The following is a 20,487-nucleotide window of genomic DNA, read 5'->3' on the forward strand; positions in this document are numbered from 1 at the left end:
GAAATTACAACACCACGCCTTTCTAGACAGTCTTGACTGTTTCGGGAAGGCGTGGTGTTTGCGTTAAAAGGAATGTAGCTGCCTTAGTAGGAACGTAAAATTTTGAACGGAGGATGTCATATCGTTCCTCAATCAGAATAATTTCAGACTTTATAAATCGTTCGCATATATTGAGTAGATGTACAATCAGGCATTAGAAATTTTAAGGAACATATCAAACGAATACAAGGAATGTGTATTAATATTTTTTAAGTAGGGTATAAATGGAAGGTACGTTCATTGCATATTATTTCTCAGTAAAGGGAGGAAACAACATGCGGGCTGTAACCTATCAAGGGGCAAAGAATATTGAAGTAAAAAATGTAGCAGATCCATCGATTGAAAAGAATGATGACATTATTGTTAAAATTACATCGACAGCAATATGCGGTTCGGATTTACACATTTACCAAGGAACGATGCCGGCAAAAAAAGACTATGTCATCGGTCATGAGCCAATGGGAATTGTTGAAGAAGTAGGTCCTGAAGTAACAAAGGTAAAACGAGGAGACAGAGTCGTTTTACCATTTAACGTTGCTTGTGGTCATTGTTTCTTTTGCGAGCATGATATGGAAAGTCAATGTGATAATTCGAATGGGAATCCTCACGTTGATACAGGTGGATACTTTGGATTTACGGAAACGTTTGGTGACCATCCCGGTGGTCAGGCGGAATATTTAAAAGTGCCTTACGGAAACTTCATGCCACTCGTTATTCCTGAATCATGTGAGTTAGAAGATGAGGCTCTACTCTTTTTATCCGATGTTATTCCAACTGCATATTGGAGTGTTGTGAATAGTGGAGTGAAAAAAGGTGATACCGTCGTAATTCTCGGATCCGGTCCGGTCGGATTAATGACTCAAAAATTTGCGTGGTTGCAGGGTGCGAAGCGAGTGATCGCTGTTGATCAACAAGTGTATCGCTTAAATCATGCGAAGATGACAAACCATGTCGAGACTGTAAATCTACAAGATCATCAAGAAACTGGACAGTATATAAAAGAGTTGACGCAAGGTGGAGCAGATGTTGTCATTGATTGTGTTGGACTGGATGGAAAAATGTCTTCGCTTGAAAAGGTTGAACAAAAAATTGGATTGCAGGGCGGAACGTTGAGTGCCATCAATATTGCAAAAGATGCAGTTCGTAAGTTCGGAACCGTTCAATTAACAGGTGTGTATGCAGAAAAATACAATCAGTTCCCGCTTGGCGATTTTTTCACGCGAAATATTACGTTGAAGATGGGACAGGCACCGGTTGTCCATTTGATGCCGGGGTTATTTCAAAAAATTATTAATCGGGAGTTCGACCCGACTGATATTATTACACACAAGGTTGGTATAGAAGACGCCGCACAAGCTTATAAAACCTTTAATAATCACGAAGACGGTTGCATTAAGGTGATACTAAAACCATAAGTACCCATTTTGATGGGCATTTCCAACAATCATTTTTTTGTGAGAGATATCCTCGCTTTTAGTCAGCTATTTAGGTTATAGAAAATTTGTTACGAAGATGGAGAATTTTCTATGGAAGATTGTCTTTCCGTTTTATCTACAAACTGAGCACTCCTTCAGAAAGAAGGAGTGCTCAGTTTGTATTTTAATGTTGAGTTTGGTATTCAATTTTTGAAGAATTCTCCAACATTCCTGTACTTTGAATTAAAAGAAAAGGACGGGCCATAGGAAACCGACTGCTAAACCAAGCAACATGCCGACGAATACTTGGAATTCCGTGTGTCCGACTAATTCGTTTAATAGTGGCGTGTCATGACGGATTCCCTTGAAGTAGTCATTCAGTAGTTTTGCCTGTAACCCAACAGCCTGCCTGACGCCTGTCGCGTCATACATGATGATGACTGCAAAGATGGTCGCGAGAGCGAACAGCGACGAACCGAAGCCTTCTTGGAAGCCGATGACGACGGCGAGGGCGACGACGGTCGAACTATGTGAACTTGGCATGCCGCCTGACGCGAACATGATTTCAAGATCAAAAGTTTTATTCTTGATGACACCTGTGACGAGTTTTGCGGCTTGTGCGATAAACCATGCGGTAAATGCAGCGAGTAAAGGGCTGTTCCATTCCATGTCTATTCCTCCAGATTCATTGACGATACAGTATTGTTTCCCGAATTGATGGGCTTTTACACGGAAATCTGACTTTCGACGTAGCTTGACCTTAAAGATTGTGTAAAGAAAGGTAAGAAAGATTTGTGATTCAGTAGGAAAAGTCGTTAAGATGAAGACAGAAGAAGTGGATTCCAATGAATTCCGCATTCGAAGATGAGATTTGCCGAGGAGGCCGACTGTTTTGAAAGATAAAATAATTGTTGTTGATGACGAACTCTCGATCGCTACACTTTTGAAATTCAATCTAGAACAAGCTGGCTTTATTGTAGAGACTGCCCACGATGGCATGTCCGGTTTAAAATTAGCGGAAAAGCAAGATGCCGCATTGATTGTACTCGATTTAATGCTACCGGAACTGGATGGACTTGAAGTCTGTAAACGACTTCGCCAACAAAAAATCAACACGCCAATCTTGATGTTGACGGCAAAAGATGACGAATTTGATAAAGTGCTGGGACTTGAGCTCGGAGCAGACGATTATTTGACGAAACCGTTTAGTCCGCGCGAAGTCGTAGCCCGTGTCAAGGCGATTCTTCGCCGAATGAATCAGCAAGTCGCGACGGAAGAAACGACGGATGGAACGATCTTAATCGGGGACGTCAAAATCGTTCCGGATAACTATGAAGCGTTCAAAGCAGAGGAACGCCTAGAGCTCACACCAAAAGAGTTCGAGTTGCTCGTTTACCTCGCTAAAAATAAAGGTCGGGTTTTGACACGTGATCAACTCCTATCTGCGATTTGGAACTATGATTTTGTCGGAGATACGCGAATTGTCGATGTGCATATCAGTCACGTACGTGAAAAGATTGAACCGAATACGAAAAAACCGATCTATATTAAAACAATCCGTGGGCTCGGATATAAGATGGAGGAGCCGAAAGTGGAATGAGCAAATACCGAAAACGATTCATACTAAAAATGTTGTCCTTCATCAGTCTTGTGCTGATTGCGCTTGGTTTTTTGTTAGGACAATCGTTTAAAGAGTTTTATGTGAATAACGAAAAAGAAAAGTTGATGGATGAAACATCACTCGTTGAAACGATTTTACAAGGTCGATCGTTAGAAGAGATGGCTGCGTATGTCGACCAATTGTACGCAGAATCGCATTTCGATATGATTTTATTTAACTCACGGGGAGAAATCATTGCTGGGACACCCGTTGATGTTACGAAATTAAATGTGCGGGCAATCAATTTCTCAGCGATTCCGGTGGATGGTACGTTCGAATCGAAGACCGATGATACGAGTCTCCAGTTTACGAAACCTGTCCAGACAGCTAGTGGAAATGAAGTGTACCTCAGCTTGATTCGTTATACGAAAGACTTAGATGTCATCTACTCACGCATTTGGACGGTGATCGTTCTTTCGCTCATCGTCTCCTTGTTTATGATTTTCTTTACCGTCTACAGCTCGACGAAACGGTTCTTACGTCCTGTAGCGGAAGCGACGGAAGTTTTGCGTGAACTATCGCACGGAAACTATAAATCCCGTGTCTATGAGTTAAATTCACCAGATGAATCAAGGGACTTAGGGAAGTCGATCAATTTACTCGCACGCAACTTAGAAAATGCTTCGTCCGGTGAAGCGATGCAACGCGCGCGACTTGAGTCGTTGATTGAATACATGGGTGCCGGTCTGATGTTGATTGATGAAAAAGGCTACGTTCTCCTCGTCAATCGGACGTATCGGGAAATGTTCAACATTCATGGTAAATCAAATGGTCAACTGTATTATCGTGTGTTGCCAAATGAGAAAATGAGTCAAGTCATTGAAGATGTTTACTTGACGGAAAAACCGAACCGGAAACAATCGAGTGTCCGCTTTGGAATCAATAGTCGGACGTTCATGGTCAGTGCGGCACCAATCTTCGGTAAGAATGGCCGTGTCCAAGGTACGACCGTCGTTTTCAATGACATCACGGAAATCAAGAAGCTGGAGCAGATGCGGAAAGACTTCGTCGCAAATGTTAGCCACGAGTTAAAGACACCATTAACATCGATTAAAGGATTTGCGGAAACCTTGCTTGATGGTGCGCAAGACGTACCGGAAATCCGCGAACAATTTTTGAATATCATTCACGATGAGTCTGAGCGGATGCAGACATTAGTAGAGGACTTGTTGGAGTTATCGCGTCTTGAACAAGATAACTATCAACTTGAGACGACGATTGTCGATGTGACGAGTCTGATTAACGAGACAGAGGCGTTGCTGCATCATAAGGCGCAAGAAAAAGAGATGACGATCCATATCGAGACGGAAGAGGAAGTCTTCATCCGGGCAGACTTGAATCGGTTGAAACAAGTCGTCGTCAACCTAGTTGCCAATGCTTTGAATTATACGCCGAATGGTGGGAATGTCTGGGTCAGCTTAGAAGACGGGGAAGAGATGGTCACGCTCCAAATCAAGGATGACGGGATCGGAATACATCCGAAAGAAACGCAACGGATTTTCGAACGTTTCTATCGGATTGACAAAGCGAGAAGTCGTAATTCAGGTGGGACAGGGTTAGGTCTTGCCATCGTTAAACACATCATCGATTTGCATCATGGAACGATTGATGTCGAGTCGGAGGAGCAACAAGGAACGACCTTTACGATACGTTTACCGAAAAAAGGCTGAACTTCACCGTGAGTTCATATTCTCTTTACAGAGCGATTGTATGCTAAAGATACCTTCTTCATCATCTGTGGAACGACTGGTTCAGCTCCCATGTCGTACACCACAAGGCGATTGGCTTCACAGCCAATCGTCTTTTTTTATGGCGTTTTTAGCGAACAAATGTGTGTAGAGTGATACAATAAGAACAGAAATTCTTCCAAAGGAGCGGAGACGATGGAAAACAAACTTTTATTGATTGACGGAAACTCACTAACGTATCGTGCCTTTTTTGCCTTGCCGCCGATGACGGACGCACAAGGACGTAACACGAACGCCGCTTACGGCTTTACGATGATGTTACTTAAATTACTTGAAGAGGAGCAACCGACGCATATGTTAGTCGCGTTTGATGCTTCGAGCGAAACGTTCCGCCACGATGTGTACCAAGAATACAAGGGAAGTCGGGAAAAGACGCCGTCTGAACTACGGGAGCAGTTCCCGATTGTACGTGATATCTGTGAAGCGCTCGGTATTCAAATGATGGAGCTTCATCGTTATGAAGCAGATGATTTGATTGGAACCCTAGCGCGGACGATGCCGGCAGACCGGACACGGATTGTCACGGGTGATAAAGATTTACTTCAACTCGTCACCGATCAAGTCGAGGTATTGATCACGAAGCGCGGTATCACGGACGTTCAGTGTATGACGGAAGACTTGTTTGCCGAGACGTACGGTGGACTGAAGCCGATTCAAATGATTGATTTAAAAGGGCTGATGGGTGATAAATCGGATAACATTCCCGGGATTCCTGGTATCGGCGAAAAAACAGCGATTAAATTAATTTCTGCGTATGGTTCAGTCGAAGGACTGTATGAGCATGTCGAAGACTTAAAAGGAAAACAAAAAGAGAAGGTCATCGCGAACGAAGACCTTGCCCGGTTGTCGAAAGAACTTGCGACAATCAAACTCGATGTCCCGCTCGACGTCACGTTGCCTGATTTACAAATCAGTGATGTCGACACACAAGTACCGTATTCGTTGTTCCAATCGCTCGGGTTTAAATCGTTAACGAATCGTTTTGCTCCTGTCATCAAGGAAGAGGACAAGGAACAATTGAACGTCGAGACGATTACGACACTTCCTTCAGACGTGCAGGATGCTGTCCTCGTCGTCGAGCAGTTGCGCGAAGACTATATGGAAGAAGACATCATCGGTTTTAGTATCGCGACACCGAATCAAATTTATGTCGCTTCTCGTGAATTGGTCGAGGATCTTGCTTTTCGCGAATGGATCGAGTCGGACCATCAAAAAATCTGTCTCGATGCGAAACAAGCTGCTTTTGCGTTACGGAAACATGGTTTAAAACTGCAAGCCTTCGATGACTTGTTACTCGCTGGATATTTATTGAACTTAAGCGGTGGGACGACACTAGCGTCGATTGCCGGTCATTATGCGATGATGGCGCCGAGTGAAGAAGCCGTCCTTGGAAAAGGTGCAAAGCGTAGCGTGCCGACAGACGAACTGTTGCATCCTTATTTGGCAGAAAAAGCACGGATGATTGAGCGGTTGTTCCCGAAAGTACAAGAAGAGCTCAAAGCGAACCAACAATTCGAATTGTATGAGACGCTCGAACGTCCTTTGTCAGGTGTGCTTGCTGAAATGGAGTGGACCGGCATCCGTGTTGATGTCGCGACGTTGCAAGAGATGCAACATGATCTTGCAGGACGCTTAACGGATCTTGAGGAATTGATTTATGGTCAAGCGGGTGAAGCGTTCAATATCAACTCACCGAAACAACTCGGCGTCATCCTGTTCGAAAAACTCGAACTTCCCGCCTTTAAGAAAACGAAGACGGGTTATTCGACGGCAGCAGATGTCTTAGAGAAGTTAAGACCACTCCATCCGGTCATCGATCACATCATGCTATATCGTGAACTGCAAAAACTCCAATCGACGTATGTCGAAGGGTTACAAAAAGTCATCAAAGAAGATGGGAAAATCCATACGCGGTTCGCTCAGACGATCGCCCAAACAGGACGACTCAGTTCCGTTAACCCGAACCTGCAAAATATTCCTGTCCGGATTGAAGAGGGACGTAAGATTCGTAAAGCGTTTGTTCCGAGTCAAGCCGGATGGTCACTGTACGCTGCCGACTATTCACAAATTGAGTTGCGTGTCATGGCGCATATGTCGGAAGATAAAACGCTGGTCGATGCATTCCTGCACGACGCTGACATTCATACGCAAACAGCGAGTAGTGTTTTTTCGGTCGATCCGGGTGATGTGACAGGAAACATGCGTCGCCAAGCGAAAGCTGTCAACTTCGGAATCATTTACGGTATCAGTGATTACGGACTCTCACAAAATTTGAACATCAGTCGAAAAGAAGCACAAGACTTCATCGATCGTTATTTTGAGTTGTTCCCGCAAATCAAGTTATTCATGGATGCTGCAATCGAGAAAGCACGCGCGAATGGATTCGTCGAGACATTGATGAACCGGCGTCGTAATATTCCGGACATCAATTCGAAGAACTTTAACTTACGTGGTTTTGCAGAACGGACGGCAATCAATACACCGATTCAAGGATCGGCGGCAGATATCATCAAAAAAGCGATGCTCGATGTCCATGCTGCGCTTGAAGCGTCACCACTCAAGGCGCGTTTATTGCTTCAAGTACATGATGAATTGATATTTGAAGCACCAGACGAAGAACTGGACGCTTTAAAAGCACTCGTCAAACAAGCGATGGAGCAGACGGTCGAATTGTCAGTGCCGTTACGCGTTGACGGGGATGCGGGGCATTCATGGTACGAAACGAAATAATCTGTTAGAGGAGGAGCTAGTTTGCCTGAATTACCTGAAGTCGAGACCGTCAGACGCAATCTGGAGCGGACGGTCTCTGGAAAAACGATTTCTTCTGTGAAGGTCTTCCATCCGAAGATGATCCGGGGAATGGAAGTTGCACCGTTTGTCGACGCTTTGAAGCAAGAGCGGATCGAACGGGTCGAACGGCGTGGGAAATTTCTTTTATTTGCATTTGAACAGTTTTATCTCGTCAGTCATTTACGAATGGAAGGGAAGTATTTTCCGTATCCCCAAGCGATTGAAAAAGATAAGCATACTCATGTCATCTTTCGATTCACAGACGGCTCAGAGTTGCATTATAACGACGTCCGAAAGTTCGGGACGATGGAGCTGCGGGAAAAAGCGACCGTGATGCAGGTCCCACCACTTGCCCAACTCGAGCGGGAACCGTTTGATCCGACGTTCACGGCGGAAGTCTTAGCCGAAAATCTAATTCGTAAAAAACGCAGCCCGATCAAGACAGCATTGCTCGATCAATCGATCTTTTTAGGACTTGGGAATATCTATGTCGATGAGACGTTGTTCGCGGCACGGATTCATCCGTTAACGAAAGCAGGGGCCTTGACGCTTGACGATATTTCGCGGATTCACGTCGCAGGTGTTGATGTCTTACAAAAAGCCGTCGAAAGTGGCGGCAGTACGATTCGGAGTTATGTCTCGCCATCCGGAAAAGGGGAGTTTCAACTGCAACTTGCTGTGTATGGTCAAACAGGTGTCCCGTGTCCGCGTTGCGGGACAGCGATTGAAAAAATCAAGGTTGGTGGACGTGGGACACACTTCTGCCCGAACTGTCAGCAGGTCGCGTTATGAGAATCGGTTTGACGGGAGGAATCGCGACGGGAAAGAGTACCGTCGCGACGTATCTACAAACGAATGGGATTCCGGTCATCGATGCTGATTTGATCGCGCGGGAAGTCATGGAACCGGATGGACTGGCTTATCAAGATGTGAAAGCTGCCTTTCCGGAAGCATTTGAAGAGGGGATATTAATCCGAGCCAAGCTTGGTGAAATTATTTTTCACGATAGTGAAAAACGGAATTTACTGAATGAGTTGATGCATCCGAAGATTCGACAACAGATGCTCGCCCGGGCAGACGAATTGGAACAGCAAGAAGAATCTTTAGTTGTTTTTGATATCCCGCTTTTATTAGAAGGAGATTGGAAACAGCTTGTCGATCAAGTCGTGGTCGTCTATTGTAACGCTTATCTACAATTGGATCGCTTGATGGAACGCAATCAAATGTCACGGGAGGAAGCGCAATCACGTGTGCAATCTCAACTCGATATTGAACAGAAACGTCTCCTCGCCGACTATGTGTTGGTCAACGAAGGAACGGTCGAAGCGTTATACCGACAAATCGATCAGTGGTTAAAAACGTTACCTGTCACGCGTTGAGGTTTGGAGCGAAACAAAATTAAAGAAGCAGAAGTATCGTTTTGGGAGAAGTTGATGACTTCTCTCAACTTTTTTTGGGTTACATAATGAAATCGCTTACATTTCATGATATAGTTCTATCTGTAAACGGAGCATTATCCGTCACATTGAAGGGGGATCCGCACATGGGAGTCAAGGTGGCAGTTAACGGGTTTGGGCGTATTGGTCGAATGGTGTTCCGTCGATTAATCGCTGAGGGGAAAAGTCAGGTCGTCGCAATTAATGCAAGTTATCCACCGGAAACACTCGCGCACTTAATTAAGTACGATACGGTCCATGGAAAGTTTGAATACCCGGTCGAGATTGTCGAGGGTGGTTTGATGATTAATGAACAACTCGTGAGAATCGTCAGCGAACGTAATCCTGAGTTATTACCGTGGGGGGAACTTGAGATTGATGTCGTCGTCGAAGCAACAGGAAAGTTCAATTCGAAAGACGGCGCAAGTAAACATGTGTTGGCGGGAGCAAAAAAAGTCGTCATCACGGCACCGGCGAAAGGGGACATTCGGACAATCGTAATGGGGGTCAACGATGCGATGTACGATCATGAGAACGATCATGTCGTCTCGAATGCATCTTGTACGACGAATTGTCTTGCGCCTGTCGTTCAAGTCATCGATCGGGCATTCGGAATCGAGACGGGACTCGTCACGACGATTCATGCTTTTACGAATGATCAAAATAATATTGATAATCCACATAAGGATTTACGTCGGGCACGGGCTTGTGGATCATCGATTATTCCGACATCCACTGGTGCGGCACGTGCCATTTCGCTCGTTTTACCGCATCTCGAAGGGAAGTTGAACGGGCTTGCGCTCCGTATTCCGACACCGAACGTGTCGCTCGTTGACCTCGTCGTCGAAGTGAGTCGTGATACGACGGTCGCAGAAGTAAATGAAGCGTTCGTGAAAGCAGCTGATGGTGCGTTAGACGGGATTCTAGGGTTGACGATGGAACCGCTCGTTTCGATTGATTTTAACGGGGAAGTCCGTTCGACGGTCGTCGATGGCCTATCGACGATGGTCATGGGTGGACGCCAAGTGAAGGTGCTTGCTTGGTACGACAATGAATGGGGATATTCATGTCGTGTCGTCGATCTCGTTCAGATGATTGGAGCACATATTGAGGCAACAACGGTTGAAAAGGAATTAGAATTAAAATAATTTATATTTTTTAAACCGCTCTATACCAACAGATAGAGCGGTTTTTTAATAAATAGGCGCTGAAATTTAAAATTTATCCTTGTGTATCTTTTTGATACTCGCTATAATTCAAATCGTGAACTTCAATCGGTCTGGCAATCGCAGCTTAAAGGGTTAGGACCTCTCTGGACTAACTTTCCCCCGTGGGTGCGAAAGACTCAGGCGCAAAGTAAGTGATCATGACTATACTTTGAAGACCATTGAATGTAGGGGGGATCCACTAATGGATACTATGGGAAGACACATTATTGCAGAACTTTGGGATTGTAATCCTGAAAAATTAAACGACATGGAGTTTGTCGAACGACTCTTCGTTGACGCAGCACTTCAAGCAGGTGCAGAGGTACGCGAAGTCGCATTCCATAAGTTTGCTCCACACGGAGTAAGCGGCGTCGTCATCATTTCTGAATCGCATTTGACGATTCATAGCTTCCCAGAACACGGATATGCATCAGTTGATGTCTTTACGTGTGGGGATCGCATCGATCCAGCAATCGCAGCGAATTATATCGCTGACGCATTAGATGCAAAAATCCGTGAAAATGTCGAAATTCCGCGTGGCATGGGACCAGTTAAAGTTCCGGCAGCTACGATTCAGCACGTTAACTGACAAAAACACGAACTACCAGCCCTCGTCTTTATGGCGAGGGCTTTTTAATATGTCTGACGTCTGTTATTCTTAATAGTAGAAGAAAACAGAAAAGGTGATGGCGGATGGGATTTAAAGAACGTTTGCAAAAACAACTTGAAACGTCTGATACGCATAAAAACGAAAAATTACGAACGCACTATTATGCTGCGACTCCCGAGATGTTGTTTACAGGTCTTGAGACTGTCGTGGCGAAGCAACACGGAACCGTTAAACGAATTGATGTTGAACGAGGAGAATTATCTTTTCAAGGAACTGGGTTAGATGGACTAGCGACAGTCATCATGGTCGGTTCTGGTAGAACAGCTGTTGATCTATTTTTGCATCGCGAAGGATTACTTGGTCCGGACCTCGAGCAATGGATTGAAACAATCTATCAAGAATTAGATGCGACATACCGATTGAAAATGATTGGAACAAAAGAATTTACGTGAACGGAGGTGCGGCATGCGTTGTCCAGCCTGTAATTATAACGGGACGAAGGTTCTCGATTCGAGACCTGTGCAAGATTTTGGCTCGATTCGGCGCCGTCGTGAATGTGAATCATGTGGTTATCGTTTTACAACATTCGAGATGATTGAACAAACACCACTCATCATCGTGAAAAAGGATGGGACCCGTGACGAATTCAATCGTGATAAAATTTTACGTGGACTCGTCCGTGCATGTGAAAAACGTCCGATTTCAATTGAGCAACTCGAAACGGTCGTCAGTCGTGTCGAAAAAGCCTTACGGGCAACGGCACAACATGAAATTCCGAGTGAACAGGTCGGCCGGCTCGTCTTGAATGAACTCGCTTCTGTTGATGAAGTGGCTTACGTCCGTTTTGCGAGTGTCTATAAACAATTCAAAGACATCAATGTCTTTTTCCAAGAGTTATCTGAACTAATGGAACGCCATCAAGAAAATGAACGTGAAAATTTAACGTAATCGAGGAGAGGTCGTCTGTAGGTCAGAACGCACCTCTCTTTTTCTCACGAAAGAAGGGACGAAACAGATGTTGGAACGTGATGTATCGGGAACGGACTTATGTTTAATCATGAGTAATGGTGTCGTCGATCGTGAAGCTTATCAATCCCTCTATTATTTATATCAGCCGATCATCGGTGTAAAAGCTCTTGGTCTGTACCAAACGTTTTGGAGTGAGATGATTCCTGGTAAAACGAAATCACAATATATCTCACATGCAGAACTAGGAACATTGTTAGGATTTTCTGTTGATGAATTTAAAGAGGAGCTTTTTAAGCTCGAAGGAATTGGATTGATTCGAACATTTGAGGCGAAACAAGCTGCCTATCGTTATGTTTATCAAATTCGCGTCCCGTTAGCACCGAATACGTTCTTGAATGATGGTGTCTTATCAAGCTTACTGTTTTATCGTGTCGGAGAAATCCGCTTTCGAGCACTTCAAAATCGTTTTCGGACGGAGCAGCTACCGAAAAATGTCGTTGACCGGACGGTTCGTTTTGATCAAGTGTTTGATGTCAAAGCAGGACTTGCTTCTGCCCATCAACCAAAATCGTATGCGAAACAAGAACGTGCCGCCTATGAATTTGATTATTCATTCGACTTAGAAGAAATGAAGCGTCAGACCGATCGTTTTCTCCCGAGAAGCTTTTATACGAAATCGATTGACCAATTGTTGCTGAAGCTAGCTTACGTCACACAGTCGAATGAAACCTTGATGGCGGAACTGTTGAATGCCCGCTTCCGGCATGAAGCGTACCTACCAATGACGGACAGTGAGAAGCAAGAGCGCTGTAAACAGATGATGTTATCGGCGAAACAAAAGCTCAGTCGTGATAAAAAAGCGAAGGTCGCTGTCCTCGAAGAAGTCGAAGTCGGTGATTTAAGTGAAAGTGAGACGATGGAAGGGACTCATCCGAAGCACTATGTCGCGAAGTTACGTAAGGTGAAGTCACTTTCTGAACGGGATGAAGAATTGATTCAGCAATTGATCATCGATTATGAAATGTCGTCGGGAATCGTCAATGCTGCCTATTATTACGCACTTGTCATGAAAAAGGACAATCGCTTCAGTAAAAACTTTTTGCTGTCGATTGTCGACGATTGGAAACAGAAAGGTTACGCGACAGCAGCAGAAGCATTAGCGAAAACAAAAGACCAAGACGAATTAATCGCAAAGAAACAGGATCAAAAGCAAGAACGGTCACGCCAAACGGTTGGCGGCAGAAGAGGGCGTCCGAGTTCGACTGGACCGAATCCGAAATGGCTACAAGAAGAAAAAGAGAAACAACAAAAATATGAAGCGACTAAAAAAGCGAGTTTTGAATCCGAAGTACCGGATGATGCAGAGATGGAACGGATTCTGCGTGAACTAAAGGGGAAGTAAAGGAGTAGTGAGATGGAACATATCCAATCATCGATTGAAAAAATCTTGAATCGTCCAGGTGTCGCAGCATCCGTGCGCGCCATTCATGAGCGAGTCCTATCGCATCCAGGTGTCATCGTCTTTTTAAGGACACATCCTGAAATTGATCAACGGACGATTGAGCGAGGGATGTTAAAGCTCAATGAATATGCCGAGCAGATGGACGGTCATCAAGTGATTGAAAAAAAAGCCGTTATCGAAGGCTATCAGCCCGTGCTGCATTTAGAAAAAGGACAAATCATGGTCGCTTATGAAAAAACGCAAGCACTCAAAGATCTTGAAAATGAACGGGCGCTCGAGAAAAAATTCAAAAGTTTGTTTTTACCGGATGAAGTACGGGACGCGAACTTCAGTGACTTTGATTTGACGACGACGGATCGAAAACTTGCCTTGCGGGCAGCGTCACAATTTTTGAATACGATTCGTTCGAAAGAGCAGGTCAAAGGACTGTATCTGCACGGGAGTTTCGGTGTCGGGAAAACGTACCTGCTCGCGGCAATCGGGAATGCGCTCAAAAAAGAGCGTGTTGCGACAATTCTTGTCCATGCGCCGGGATTTGTCTCGGAAGCGAAACGCCGAATCCGGTCCGATAGTTTTGATACGTTCCTCGAGAGTTTTCAGACGGTGCCCGTTTTATTGATTGACGACATCGGGGCAGAGTCGATCAGCCCGTGGGTTCGGGACGAACTGTTCGGGATCATCTTGCAGTACCGGATGATGCATCGCTTGCCGACATTGTTCAGTTCGAATTTATCCTATGATGAACTCGAGCTTCATTTCGGGATTACGAATGATCAAGGAGATAAATTGAAAGCGATGCGATTGATGGAACGCATCCGGACGACGACGAATCCAGTCGAATTTTTAGGTGAAAATCGCCGGCGTTATTAATTTTCCTTGTCAAAGAACTTCATCTTTCGCTATACTTAGTGCACAATCAGTATAGTGACTTGCAAAGATTGAGGATACGAAGGACGAACTGGACCAAACAAGCGAGAGAAGGATGGTGAAAGCTTCTCATGGACTCTATTCGTTTTCTTTACTCCCTCATAGCACAGACGGGGCTAATCCGTTTGCGTCTCACGCCCGTTATCGCGTGTTCGAGCCGGTACATGGAAACATGTTCGGGAACGAGGGTGGTACCACGAGATGAAGACTCGTCCCTTTTTAGAGGGATGGGTCTTTTTTTTATTTAATTTAAGGGGGAAACAGTCATGTCAACTATTGCTCTTACATTTCCAGACGGCGCGGTCAAAGAATTCGCAGCCGGTACAACTGCTGAAGAAGTCGCGGCTTCCATCAGTCCAGGACTCCGTAAAAAGGCATTTGCCGCAAAACTAGACGGTGAAGTCATCGACTACCGACGTCCGATTGAAAAAGACGGTGTCATCGAACTCGTCATGCCAGACTCAGAAGAAGGACTCGATTTGATTCGTCACTCGTCTGCGCACTTGATGGCGCAAGCGATCAAACGTCTTTTCCCGGATGAAACGATTCACCTTGGAATCGGACCGACAATTGAAAACGGCTTTTATTATGACATCGATATGGAACGTCGTTTGACAGAAGAAGATCTTCCGGTCATCGAAAAGATGATGAATAAAATTGCGGGAGAAAACTTGTCCATTGAACGAGAAGTCGTTTCGCGTGATGAAGCTTTAAACATCTATAAGGAACTGAATGACCCGCTTAAAATCGAATTGATTGAATCGATTCCAGCCGATCAAGATTTGACACTCTATCGCCAAGGCGAGTTCTTCGACTTATGCCGTGGTCCACACGTCCCGGCGACTGCGAAGCTGCAAGTCTTCAAATTGATGAGCATCGCAGGTGCTTACTGGCGTGGTGATTCAAAAAATAAAATGCTGCAACGGATTTACGGGACAGCCTGGGCAACAAAAGACCAACTGAAACAACACTTACACTTCTTGGCAGAAGCAAAAGAACGTGATCACCGGAAACTCGGAAAAGAACTTGATTTGTTCTTCACATCGCAAGACGTCGGTCAAGGGTTACCAATGTGGTTACCAAAAGGGGCGGCCATCCGTCGTACTGTCGAACGGTACATCGTCGATAAAGAGCTCGAACTGGGTTATGAACATGTCTACACACCTGTGCTCGGTTCAGTTGAGTTGTATAAGACGTCAGGTCACTGGGATCACTATCAAGATGACATGTTCCCGAAAATGGAGATGGATAATGAAGAACTCGTTCTTCGGCCGATGAACTGTCCGCACCACATGATGATTTATAAAAATGAGCCACGCTCATACCGTGACTTACCACTCCGTGTCGCAGAACTTGGTGGCATGCACCGCTATGAAATGTCAGGTGCACTGACGGGGCTACAACGCGTGCGTTACATGGTCCTAAACGACGGGCATACATTCGTCCGTCCGGATCAAATGAAAGATGAGTTTAAAGCCATCGTTCACTTGATTCAAGAAGTCTACGCGGACTTCGGGATTACCGATTATAAATTCCGTCTGTCTTACCGTGACCCGGCAGATAAGGAAAAGTATTTCGACAACGATGCGATTTGGGAAATGGCGCAACGTGAGTTGAAAGAAACGATGGATGAACTTGAACTGGAATATTTCGAAGCAGAAGGTGAAGCCGCGTTTTACGGTCCGAAGCTCGATGTTCAAGTCCGGACAGCACTCGGTAAGGATGAGACACTGTCGACAGTTCAGCTCGACTTCTTGTTACCGGAGCGCTTTGAATTGACGTATAAAGGAAATGACGGACAAGACCATCGTCCGGTCGTCTTGCACCGTGGTGTCGTTTCGACAATGGAACGTTTCGTTGCGTACTTGATCGAAGAATACAAAGGGGCATTCCCGACATGGCTCGCACCGGTCCAAGTCAAATTGATTCCGGTCTCACGGGCACAGGAAGACTATGCACGTGAAATTAAAGCGATGCTCTTGAAAAAAGGGATCCGGATTGAAACGGACTTCCGCGATGAGAAGCTCGGTTACCGCATCCGTGAAGCACAGATGAACAAAATCCCGGTCATGCTCGTACTCGGGGATAAAGAAGTGGAGTCACGGGAAGTCAACATCCGTCGTTATGGCTCGAAAGATTCAAGCAATGCCTCGCTTGAGCAATTCGTTGCTGATTTAGAAGCAGAGATTGCCAACCGTTCGAAGTAATCAATAATAAGCTGAATCGGTTAGCACGACACAAGTCAGCTTTCCTGTCCGTCACGGGCACGGGAAGGCTGGCTTTTTCTTGCATCCGGGAGGAATCGCAGCTTAACCCGATGGATTTTGGAGAAATTTTCGAGTCCACCCGTTTTGTATCTACAGAGTTTTTGAGAAACGACCGATACATGGATGAGAGGGGTGGAACGGTTGAAGAAATTAATTTTAGTGTGTCTTTGTGCGATGTCGTTTACCTTCATTGCGCCGGACATCGAACGAGTCGAAAGTATGAAAACATACCGGATTACACCTCGGACAGAGCCGATTGATTCTGTTTTACGAAAGTATTCGACATATAATGAAAAAACAAAAAACTATTATACGTTGCGGTCTTATTTAGAAAAAATTGAGGCGGAAGGTGGCGGGACACTGATCTTAGCGAAAGGAACGTATCTGTCGCCGATTCGTGTGGGGGTTCCATCGAATACAACGATTCGTCTAGAAGATGGTGTCATCATTAAAAAGACATTCGATACCGGGACGACGAAAATCGCAGCAACAACAAGTGTCTTCGACCTCGTTCCACCATCCGTTTTGCGTCTGAAGACAACGGTCGGAAAATACAACGGTTCGAACCATGTGACGATTGAAGGTCAGGGCAATGCACAAATCGACTTAAGTCATCTCGCTAGAGGCGCAGCCTTTGCGATCGCCCATAACGCGAATCTTTACATCGGTGGACTGACGATTCGTAACCAAAACGGTTCACACGCGATTGAGTTAGATGCAACGAATCATGCTGTGATAGAAAATATGGCATTCATCAATGCGACGATGATTAAAAATACGGGACCCAATGAATCAATTAATTTAGATACACCTGATCCGGTAACACAAGGATTTCGATGGAAGTGGTCTGCGCAGGATCGGACACCGAATCAAAATATTGTGATTCGAAACAATACGTTCAAAAACATAAATGTCGCAATCGGTACCCACCAGTACTCGCAAGACCGTCCACATCAGAATATTCGAATTGAATACAATACGATTGATGGTACGAAAGATCACGCGATTTCGATGATGAATTGGGAGAAGGCGATCGTTCAAATGAATACAATCCGAAACGTTCATCGAGCAGATGGAAAGGCGATCGCGATTCTCGGACGCGGTGTCGTTGGTGGAATCATCAAAGGTAATAAAATTGAAAATACAGATCGTGCGATCCAGATGCAACCACATCAAAGTAATGGATTTAAACCCGTCTATAATCGATTTACGGATGCTGAAAAGCTGAATCTTCGTAAAAATAAAATCAAAGAAGTCAAAGTAGGGCAAGTCGTACTTTATTCAAAGTTGAATGATTTTTCAGTAGAGACATCAGAACGGTTCAATTTTGTCCCATGAAGCATATAAATTCCATATTGAAGCGAAACGTGACAAGTGATTGCTGCAAAAAGAAGAACTAGTCATCCTATGTAAAAGTCTTCTGTCAGTAGTGTTTCTATAATTAAAAACAGCCCACTCCCGATTCAAGAGTAGGCTGTTCGTTTATATGGCTTATTATTTTTGCATTTGTTGCAAGAACGGTTTGATGTCGACGTTCAATGCTTTCGATAACTTTTCACCGAGTGACGCATCGGCACGGTAGAAGTTACAGATTGCGAGTAAGACCGTGTTTTCGTGACGTACTTGTTGAAGGTCATTCACAAGGTTATTGAGAAGAGCCATCTGTTCTTCTTCCGTCATACGACGGTAGACTTCACCAGCTTGGCCGAAGTTATTCGTTTTCTCGATTTCGAGACGGCCATGAATGTCATCATGGAGTGGTTGTGTGTCTTCCGTATACTCAGGTGTTTGTTTCGGTTCATCTTGGTAACGGTTTGGTTCGTAGTTGACTGAACTTGTTTGCTGCTTAAACGGCATTGCACCATCACGCTGGTAGTTGTTGACTTGAGCGAACGGGCAGTTGATTGGAAGCTGTTGATAGTTCGGTCCAATCCGGTGACGCTGTGTATCGGAGTAAGAGAATAAACGGCCTTGAAGTAGTTTATCTTCAGATGGTAACATACCCGGTACAAGGACACCTGGGTTGAAACCGACTGATTCCGTTTCAGCAAAGTAGTTGTCGACGTTTTTGTTTAATGTCATCGTTCCGACGTGTTGGAATGGAATGACATCTTCGAACCAGTCTTTTGTAGCGTCAAGTGGGTCGAAGTCGAAGTTTTCGACATCAGCAGGATCGAGTACTTGGACGAAAAGATCCCATTCTGGGAAATCGCCATTTTCGATAGCTTGGAATGTATCGTTAGACGCATGATTAAAATCTTTTCCTTGTACTTCGGTTGCTTCGTCGGCAGATAAATTATGAACGCCTTCTTTTGGTACCCAACGTAACTTGATGTAGACCGTGTTACCGTGTGCGTTTACCCATTTGAATGAGTGAACAGAAGAACCACGCATTTTACGGTAGCTCGCTGGAATTCCTTCATCTGTGAAGAGGTGCATCAACATATTCGTTGATTCAGGGCGAAGTGTCATGAAATCCCAGTAACGATCAGGATCTTGGATGTTTGTCCGTGGATCCGGTTTTAATGAATGAACCATGTCCGGGAACTTCATTGCATCTCGAATGAAGAAGACCGGTAAGTTGTTACCGACGAAATCCCAGTTTCCTTCTTCTGTATAGAATTTAACAGAGAAGCCGCGTGGATCACGGAGTGTTTCAGGAGAGTGTGTACCATGAATGACGGTAGAGAAGCGGGCAAAGACAGGGACTTCCGTTCCTTCTTCTTGTAGGAAAGCCGCTTTTGTATATTTTTTCATCGAATTTTTTACTTTAAAGACACCGTGTGCGCCGAAGCCACGTGCGTGTACAACGCGTTCCGGTACGCGCTCACGGTCAAAGTGAGCAATTTTTTCGATTAATTGATAGTCTTCTAATAAAGTAGGTCCGCGACGTCCAGCTGTACGTGAGTTTTGGTTGTCCCCAATCGGCACACCCTGATTCGTCGTTAATTTCTTTTCGTTTTCATTCATTATTTTAACTCCCCCTTATGTAAGATTAAAACAATTATAAAACAATAATCATTCTAAATAAAGAAATAAGCACTATTCAAATAAATAATTTTTAGCACAAGATAAATTTACCCATTCATTTCTAATCAGAAACTTCTTGCTAAACGAACTTAGGATTGCTATTATAATCAAGTATGTGAGCAACGTGCTAATTGAACTGATAAAGCGGCTTGACATCACGGGAAAGTAAGTGCTATGATAGCAAAGTGAAATGACAACAAAGCAGAAGCATCCCGCTTCTCACCATGTACAGGTTGCTGTGCTGGTCCATCATGATGATATGTGATAGTAGAGTGTTCTCTGACTATTGTATTCTTTATGAGTGTGGGCGGGAAAAACTGCCGACGCTTTTTTTATAGCGTTTTATATCATTCATTTTTCGTGCTCTGCACGATGGAGGTGCTAACCATTAGCAAAGATCTGTTAATCAATGAAGGCATCCGCGCTCGAGAAGTTCGTCTTATCGGAGCGGATGGTGCACAACTTGGAGTCCAATCACGCACTGAGGCATTGCGTCTCGCTGAGGAAGCTGACCTTGACCTCGTCATGGTCGCACCACAAGCAACGCCGCCTGTATGTAAAATCATGGACTACGGTAAATACCGTTTCGAGTTGCAAAAGAAGGACAAAGAAACTCGGAAGAATCAGAAAGTGATTCAGATGAAAGAAGTCCGTCTCAGCCCAACAATCGAGGAGAATGACTTCCAAACGAAATTCCGTAATGCGAAGAAATTCTTGGAGAATGGTAACAAAGTGAAAGCGAGTATTCGCTTCCGCGGACGTGCCATCACTCACTCGGAAATCGGTAGACGTGTCCTTGAACGTCTCGCTACGGATTTAAGCGAGTTCGGTGTAGTTGAACAGAGACCGAAGATGGAAGGACGCAGCATGTTCTTAGTGCTTGCTCCAAAGAAAGAAGACTAATCGAATCGAAGTAGGAGGGAATC

The 20,487-nt window shown here is 44.7% G+C and carries 17 protein-coding genes; 15 read left to right on the plus strand and 2 right to left on the minus strand.

Features of this window, described 5'->3' with window-relative positions; all coding sequences use genetic code 11:
* The first annotated feature begins 314 nt into the window (after positions 1-314).
* Positions 315-1,454: a zinc-dependent alcohol dehydrogenase gene (locus KNP98_RS02105; protein ID WP_214766562.1), complete on the plus strand. Its 1,140-nt coding sequence runs from the start codon at positions 315-317 to the stop codon at positions 1,452-1,454.
* Positions 1,455-1,697: 243 nt separating this feature from the next.
* Here the strand turns inward: KNP98_RS02105 and KNP98_RS02110 are convergent, their stop codons facing one another.
* Entirely contained in the window at positions 1,698-2,123 is a 426-nt protein-coding gene (locus tag KNP98_RS02110; protein ID WP_088837603.1) for a divergent PAP2 family protein, read from the minus strand.
* A gap of 223 nt (positions 2,124-2,346) precedes the next feature.
* Here KNP98_RS02110 and KNP98_RS02115 point away from each other — a divergent pair, with 223 nt between their 5' ends.
* The 13 genes from KNP98_RS02115 (at position 2,347) to KNP98_RS02175 (ending at position 17,869) form a co-directional block, all read left to right on the plus strand.
* Positions 2,347-3,054 carry a response regulator transcription factor gene (locus tag KNP98_RS02115; RefSeq protein ID WP_029331139.1) on the plus strand — a complete coding sequence of 236 codons (708 nt, stop codon included), beginning with the start codon at positions 2,347-2,349 and terminating at the stop codon, positions 3,052-3,054.
* Complete coding sequence (gene pnpS, locus KNP98_RS02120; protein ID WP_088837602.1) at positions 3,051-4,784, plus strand: two-component system histidine kinase PnpS; 1,734 nt, start codon at positions 3,051-3,053, stop codon at positions 4,782-4,784. Before KNP98_RS02115 ends, pnpS begins: the two co-directional genes overlap by 4 nt.
* A gap of 213 nt (positions 4,785-4,997) precedes the next feature.
* Positions 4,998-7,592, plus strand: coding sequence for a DNA polymerase I (gene polA, locus KNP98_RS02125; RefSeq protein ID WP_214810619.1), 2,595 nt, complete (start codon positions 4,998-5,000; stop codon positions 7,590-7,592).
* Positions 7,593-7,613: 21 nt separating this feature from the next.
* Positions 7,614-8,444: a DNA-formamidopyrimidine glycosylase gene (mutM, locus tag KNP98_RS02130; protein ID WP_088837600.1), complete on the plus strand. Its 831-nt coding sequence runs from the start codon at positions 7,614-7,616 to the stop codon at positions 8,442-8,444.
* Positions 8,441-9,031, plus strand: a complete 591-nt coding sequence (gene coaE / locus KNP98_RS02135; protein ID WP_214810620.1) for a dephospho-CoA kinase — start codon at positions 8,441-8,443, stop codon at positions 9,029-9,031. The genes mutM and coaE overlap by 4 nt, the downstream gene beginning before the upstream one ends.
* 164 nt (positions 9,032-9,195) lie before the next feature.
* Positions 9,196-10,236, plus strand: a complete 1,041-nt coding sequence (locus KNP98_RS02140) for a glyceraldehyde-3-phosphate dehydrogenase (protein WP_088837598.1) — start codon at positions 9,196-9,198, stop codon at positions 10,234-10,236.
* A 262-nt stretch (positions 10,237-10,498) separates the two neighbouring features.
* Positions 10,499-10,885: an adenosylmethionine decarboxylase gene (gene speD / locus KNP98_RS02145; protein ID WP_029331133.1), complete on the plus strand. Its 387-nt coding sequence runs from the start codon at positions 10,499-10,501 to the stop codon at positions 10,883-10,885.
* A gap of 104 nt (positions 10,886-10,989) precedes the next feature.
* Positions 10,990-11,358, plus strand: a complete 369-nt coding sequence (locus tag KNP98_RS02150) for a hypothetical protein (protein ID WP_088837597.1) — start codon at positions 10,990-10,992, stop codon at positions 11,356-11,358.
* 13 nt (positions 11,359-11,371) lie between these two features.
* Positions 11,372-11,854: a transcriptional regulator NrdR gene (gene nrdR / locus KNP98_RS02155; protein ID WP_088837596.1), complete on the plus strand. Its 483-nt coding sequence runs from the start codon at positions 11,372-11,374 to the stop codon at positions 11,852-11,854.
* A gap of 67 nt (positions 11,855-11,921) precedes the next feature.
* Positions 11,922-13,277 carry a replication initiation and membrane attachment family protein gene (locus KNP98_RS02160; RefSeq protein WP_088837595.1) on the plus strand — a complete coding sequence of 452 codons (1,356 nt, stop codon included), beginning with the start codon at positions 11,922-11,924 and terminating at the stop codon, positions 13,275-13,277.
* A gap of 12 nt (positions 13,278-13,289) precedes the next feature.
* Positions 13,290-14,207, plus strand: a complete 918-nt coding sequence (gene dnaI / locus KNP98_RS02165; RefSeq protein ID WP_214810622.1) for a primosomal protein DnaI — start codon at positions 13,290-13,292, stop codon at positions 14,205-14,207.
* A 323-nt stretch (positions 14,208-14,530) separates the two neighbouring features.
* Positions 14,531-16,471, plus strand: a complete 1,941-nt coding sequence (gene thrS / locus KNP98_RS02170; RefSeq protein ID WP_088837593.1) for a threonine--tRNA ligase — start codon at positions 14,531-14,533, stop codon at positions 16,469-16,471.
* A gap of 201 nt (positions 16,472-16,672) precedes the next feature.
* Positions 16,673-17,869, plus strand: a complete 1,197-nt coding sequence (locus KNP98_RS02175) for a glycoside hydrolase family protein (RefSeq protein ID WP_239456738.1) — start codon at positions 16,673-16,675, stop codon at positions 17,867-17,869.
* Between the two features lie 156 nt (positions 17,870-18,025).
* On the opposite strand, the gene KNP98_RS02180 is transcribed toward KNP98_RS02175, so the two are convergent.
* Entirely contained in the window at positions 18,026-19,501 is a 1,476-nt protein-coding gene (locus KNP98_RS02180) for a catalase (RefSeq protein WP_088837592.1), read from the minus strand.
* 432 nt (positions 19,502-19,933) lie between these two features.
* On the opposite strand from KNP98_RS02180, the gene infC reads away from it, so the two are divergent.
* The gene (gene infC, locus KNP98_RS02185; protein ID WP_029331126.1) at positions 19,934-20,464 is read left to right on the plus strand and encodes a translation initiation factor IF-3; all 531 of its coding nucleotides are present in this window, start codon (positions 19,934-19,936) and stop codon (positions 20,462-20,464) included.
* Positions 20,465-20,487 lie beyond the last annotated feature (23 nt).

The organism is Exiguobacterium sp. s127 (genome assembly GCF_018618695.1).
In the GTDB taxonomy this organism is placed as follows: domain Bacteria; phylum Bacillota; class Bacilli; order Exiguobacteriales; family Exiguobacteriaceae; genus Exiguobacterium_A; species Exiguobacterium_A oxidotolerans.

Excerpts from the sequence above, each read along its gene's own strand:
- KNP98_RS02105 (WP_214766562.1), top strand. The coding sequence starts at position 315 with ATGCGGGCTGTAACCTATCAAGGGGCAAAGAATATTGAAGTAAAAAAT.
- KNP98_RS02110 (WP_088837603.1), bottom strand. The coding sequence starts at position 2,123 with ATGGAATGGAACAGCCCTTTACTCGCTGCATTTACCGCATGGTTTATC.
- pnpS (WP_088837602.1), top strand. The coding sequence starts at position 3,051 with ATGAGCAAATACCGAAAACGATTCATACTAAAAATGTTGTCCTTCATC.
- polA (WP_214810619.1), top strand. The coding sequence starts at position 4,998 with ATGGAAAACAAACTTTTATTGATTGACGGAAACTCACTAACGTATCGT.
- coaE (WP_214810620.1), top strand. The coding sequence starts at position 8,441 with ATGAGAATCGGTTTGACGGGAGGAATCGCGACGGGAAAGAGTACCGTC.
- KNP98_RS02140 (WP_088837598.1), top strand. The coding sequence starts at position 9,196 with ATGGGAGTCAAGGTGGCAGTTAACGGGTTTGGGCGTATTGGTCGAATG.
- speD (WP_029331133.1), top strand. The coding sequence starts at position 10,499 with ATGGATACTATGGGAAGACACATTATTGCAGAACTTTGGGATTGTAAT.
- KNP98_RS02150 (WP_088837597.1), top strand. The coding sequence starts at position 10,990 with ATGGGATTTAAAGAACGTTTGCAAAAACAACTTGAAACGTCTGATACG.
- nrdR (WP_088837596.1), top strand. The coding sequence starts at position 11,372 with ATGCGTTGTCCAGCCTGTAATTATAACGGGACGAAGGTTCTCGATTCG.
- KNP98_RS02160 (WP_088837595.1), top strand. The coding sequence starts at position 11,922 with ATGTTGGAACGTGATGTATCGGGAACGGACTTATGTTTAATCATGAGT.
- dnaI (WP_214810622.1), top strand. The coding sequence starts at position 13,290 with ATGGAACATATCCAATCATCGATTGAAAAAATCTTGAATCGTCCAGGT.
- thrS (WP_088837593.1), top strand. The coding sequence starts at position 14,531 with ATGTCAACTATTGCTCTTACATTTCCAGACGGCGCGGTCAAAGAATTC.
- KNP98_RS02180 (WP_088837592.1), bottom strand. The coding sequence starts at position 19,501 with ATGAATGAAAACGAAAAGAAATTAACGACGAATCAGGGTGTGCCGATT.
- infC (WP_029331126.1), top strand. The coding sequence starts at position 19,934 with ATGGAGGTGCTAACCATTAGCAAAGATCTGTTAATCAATGAAGGCATC.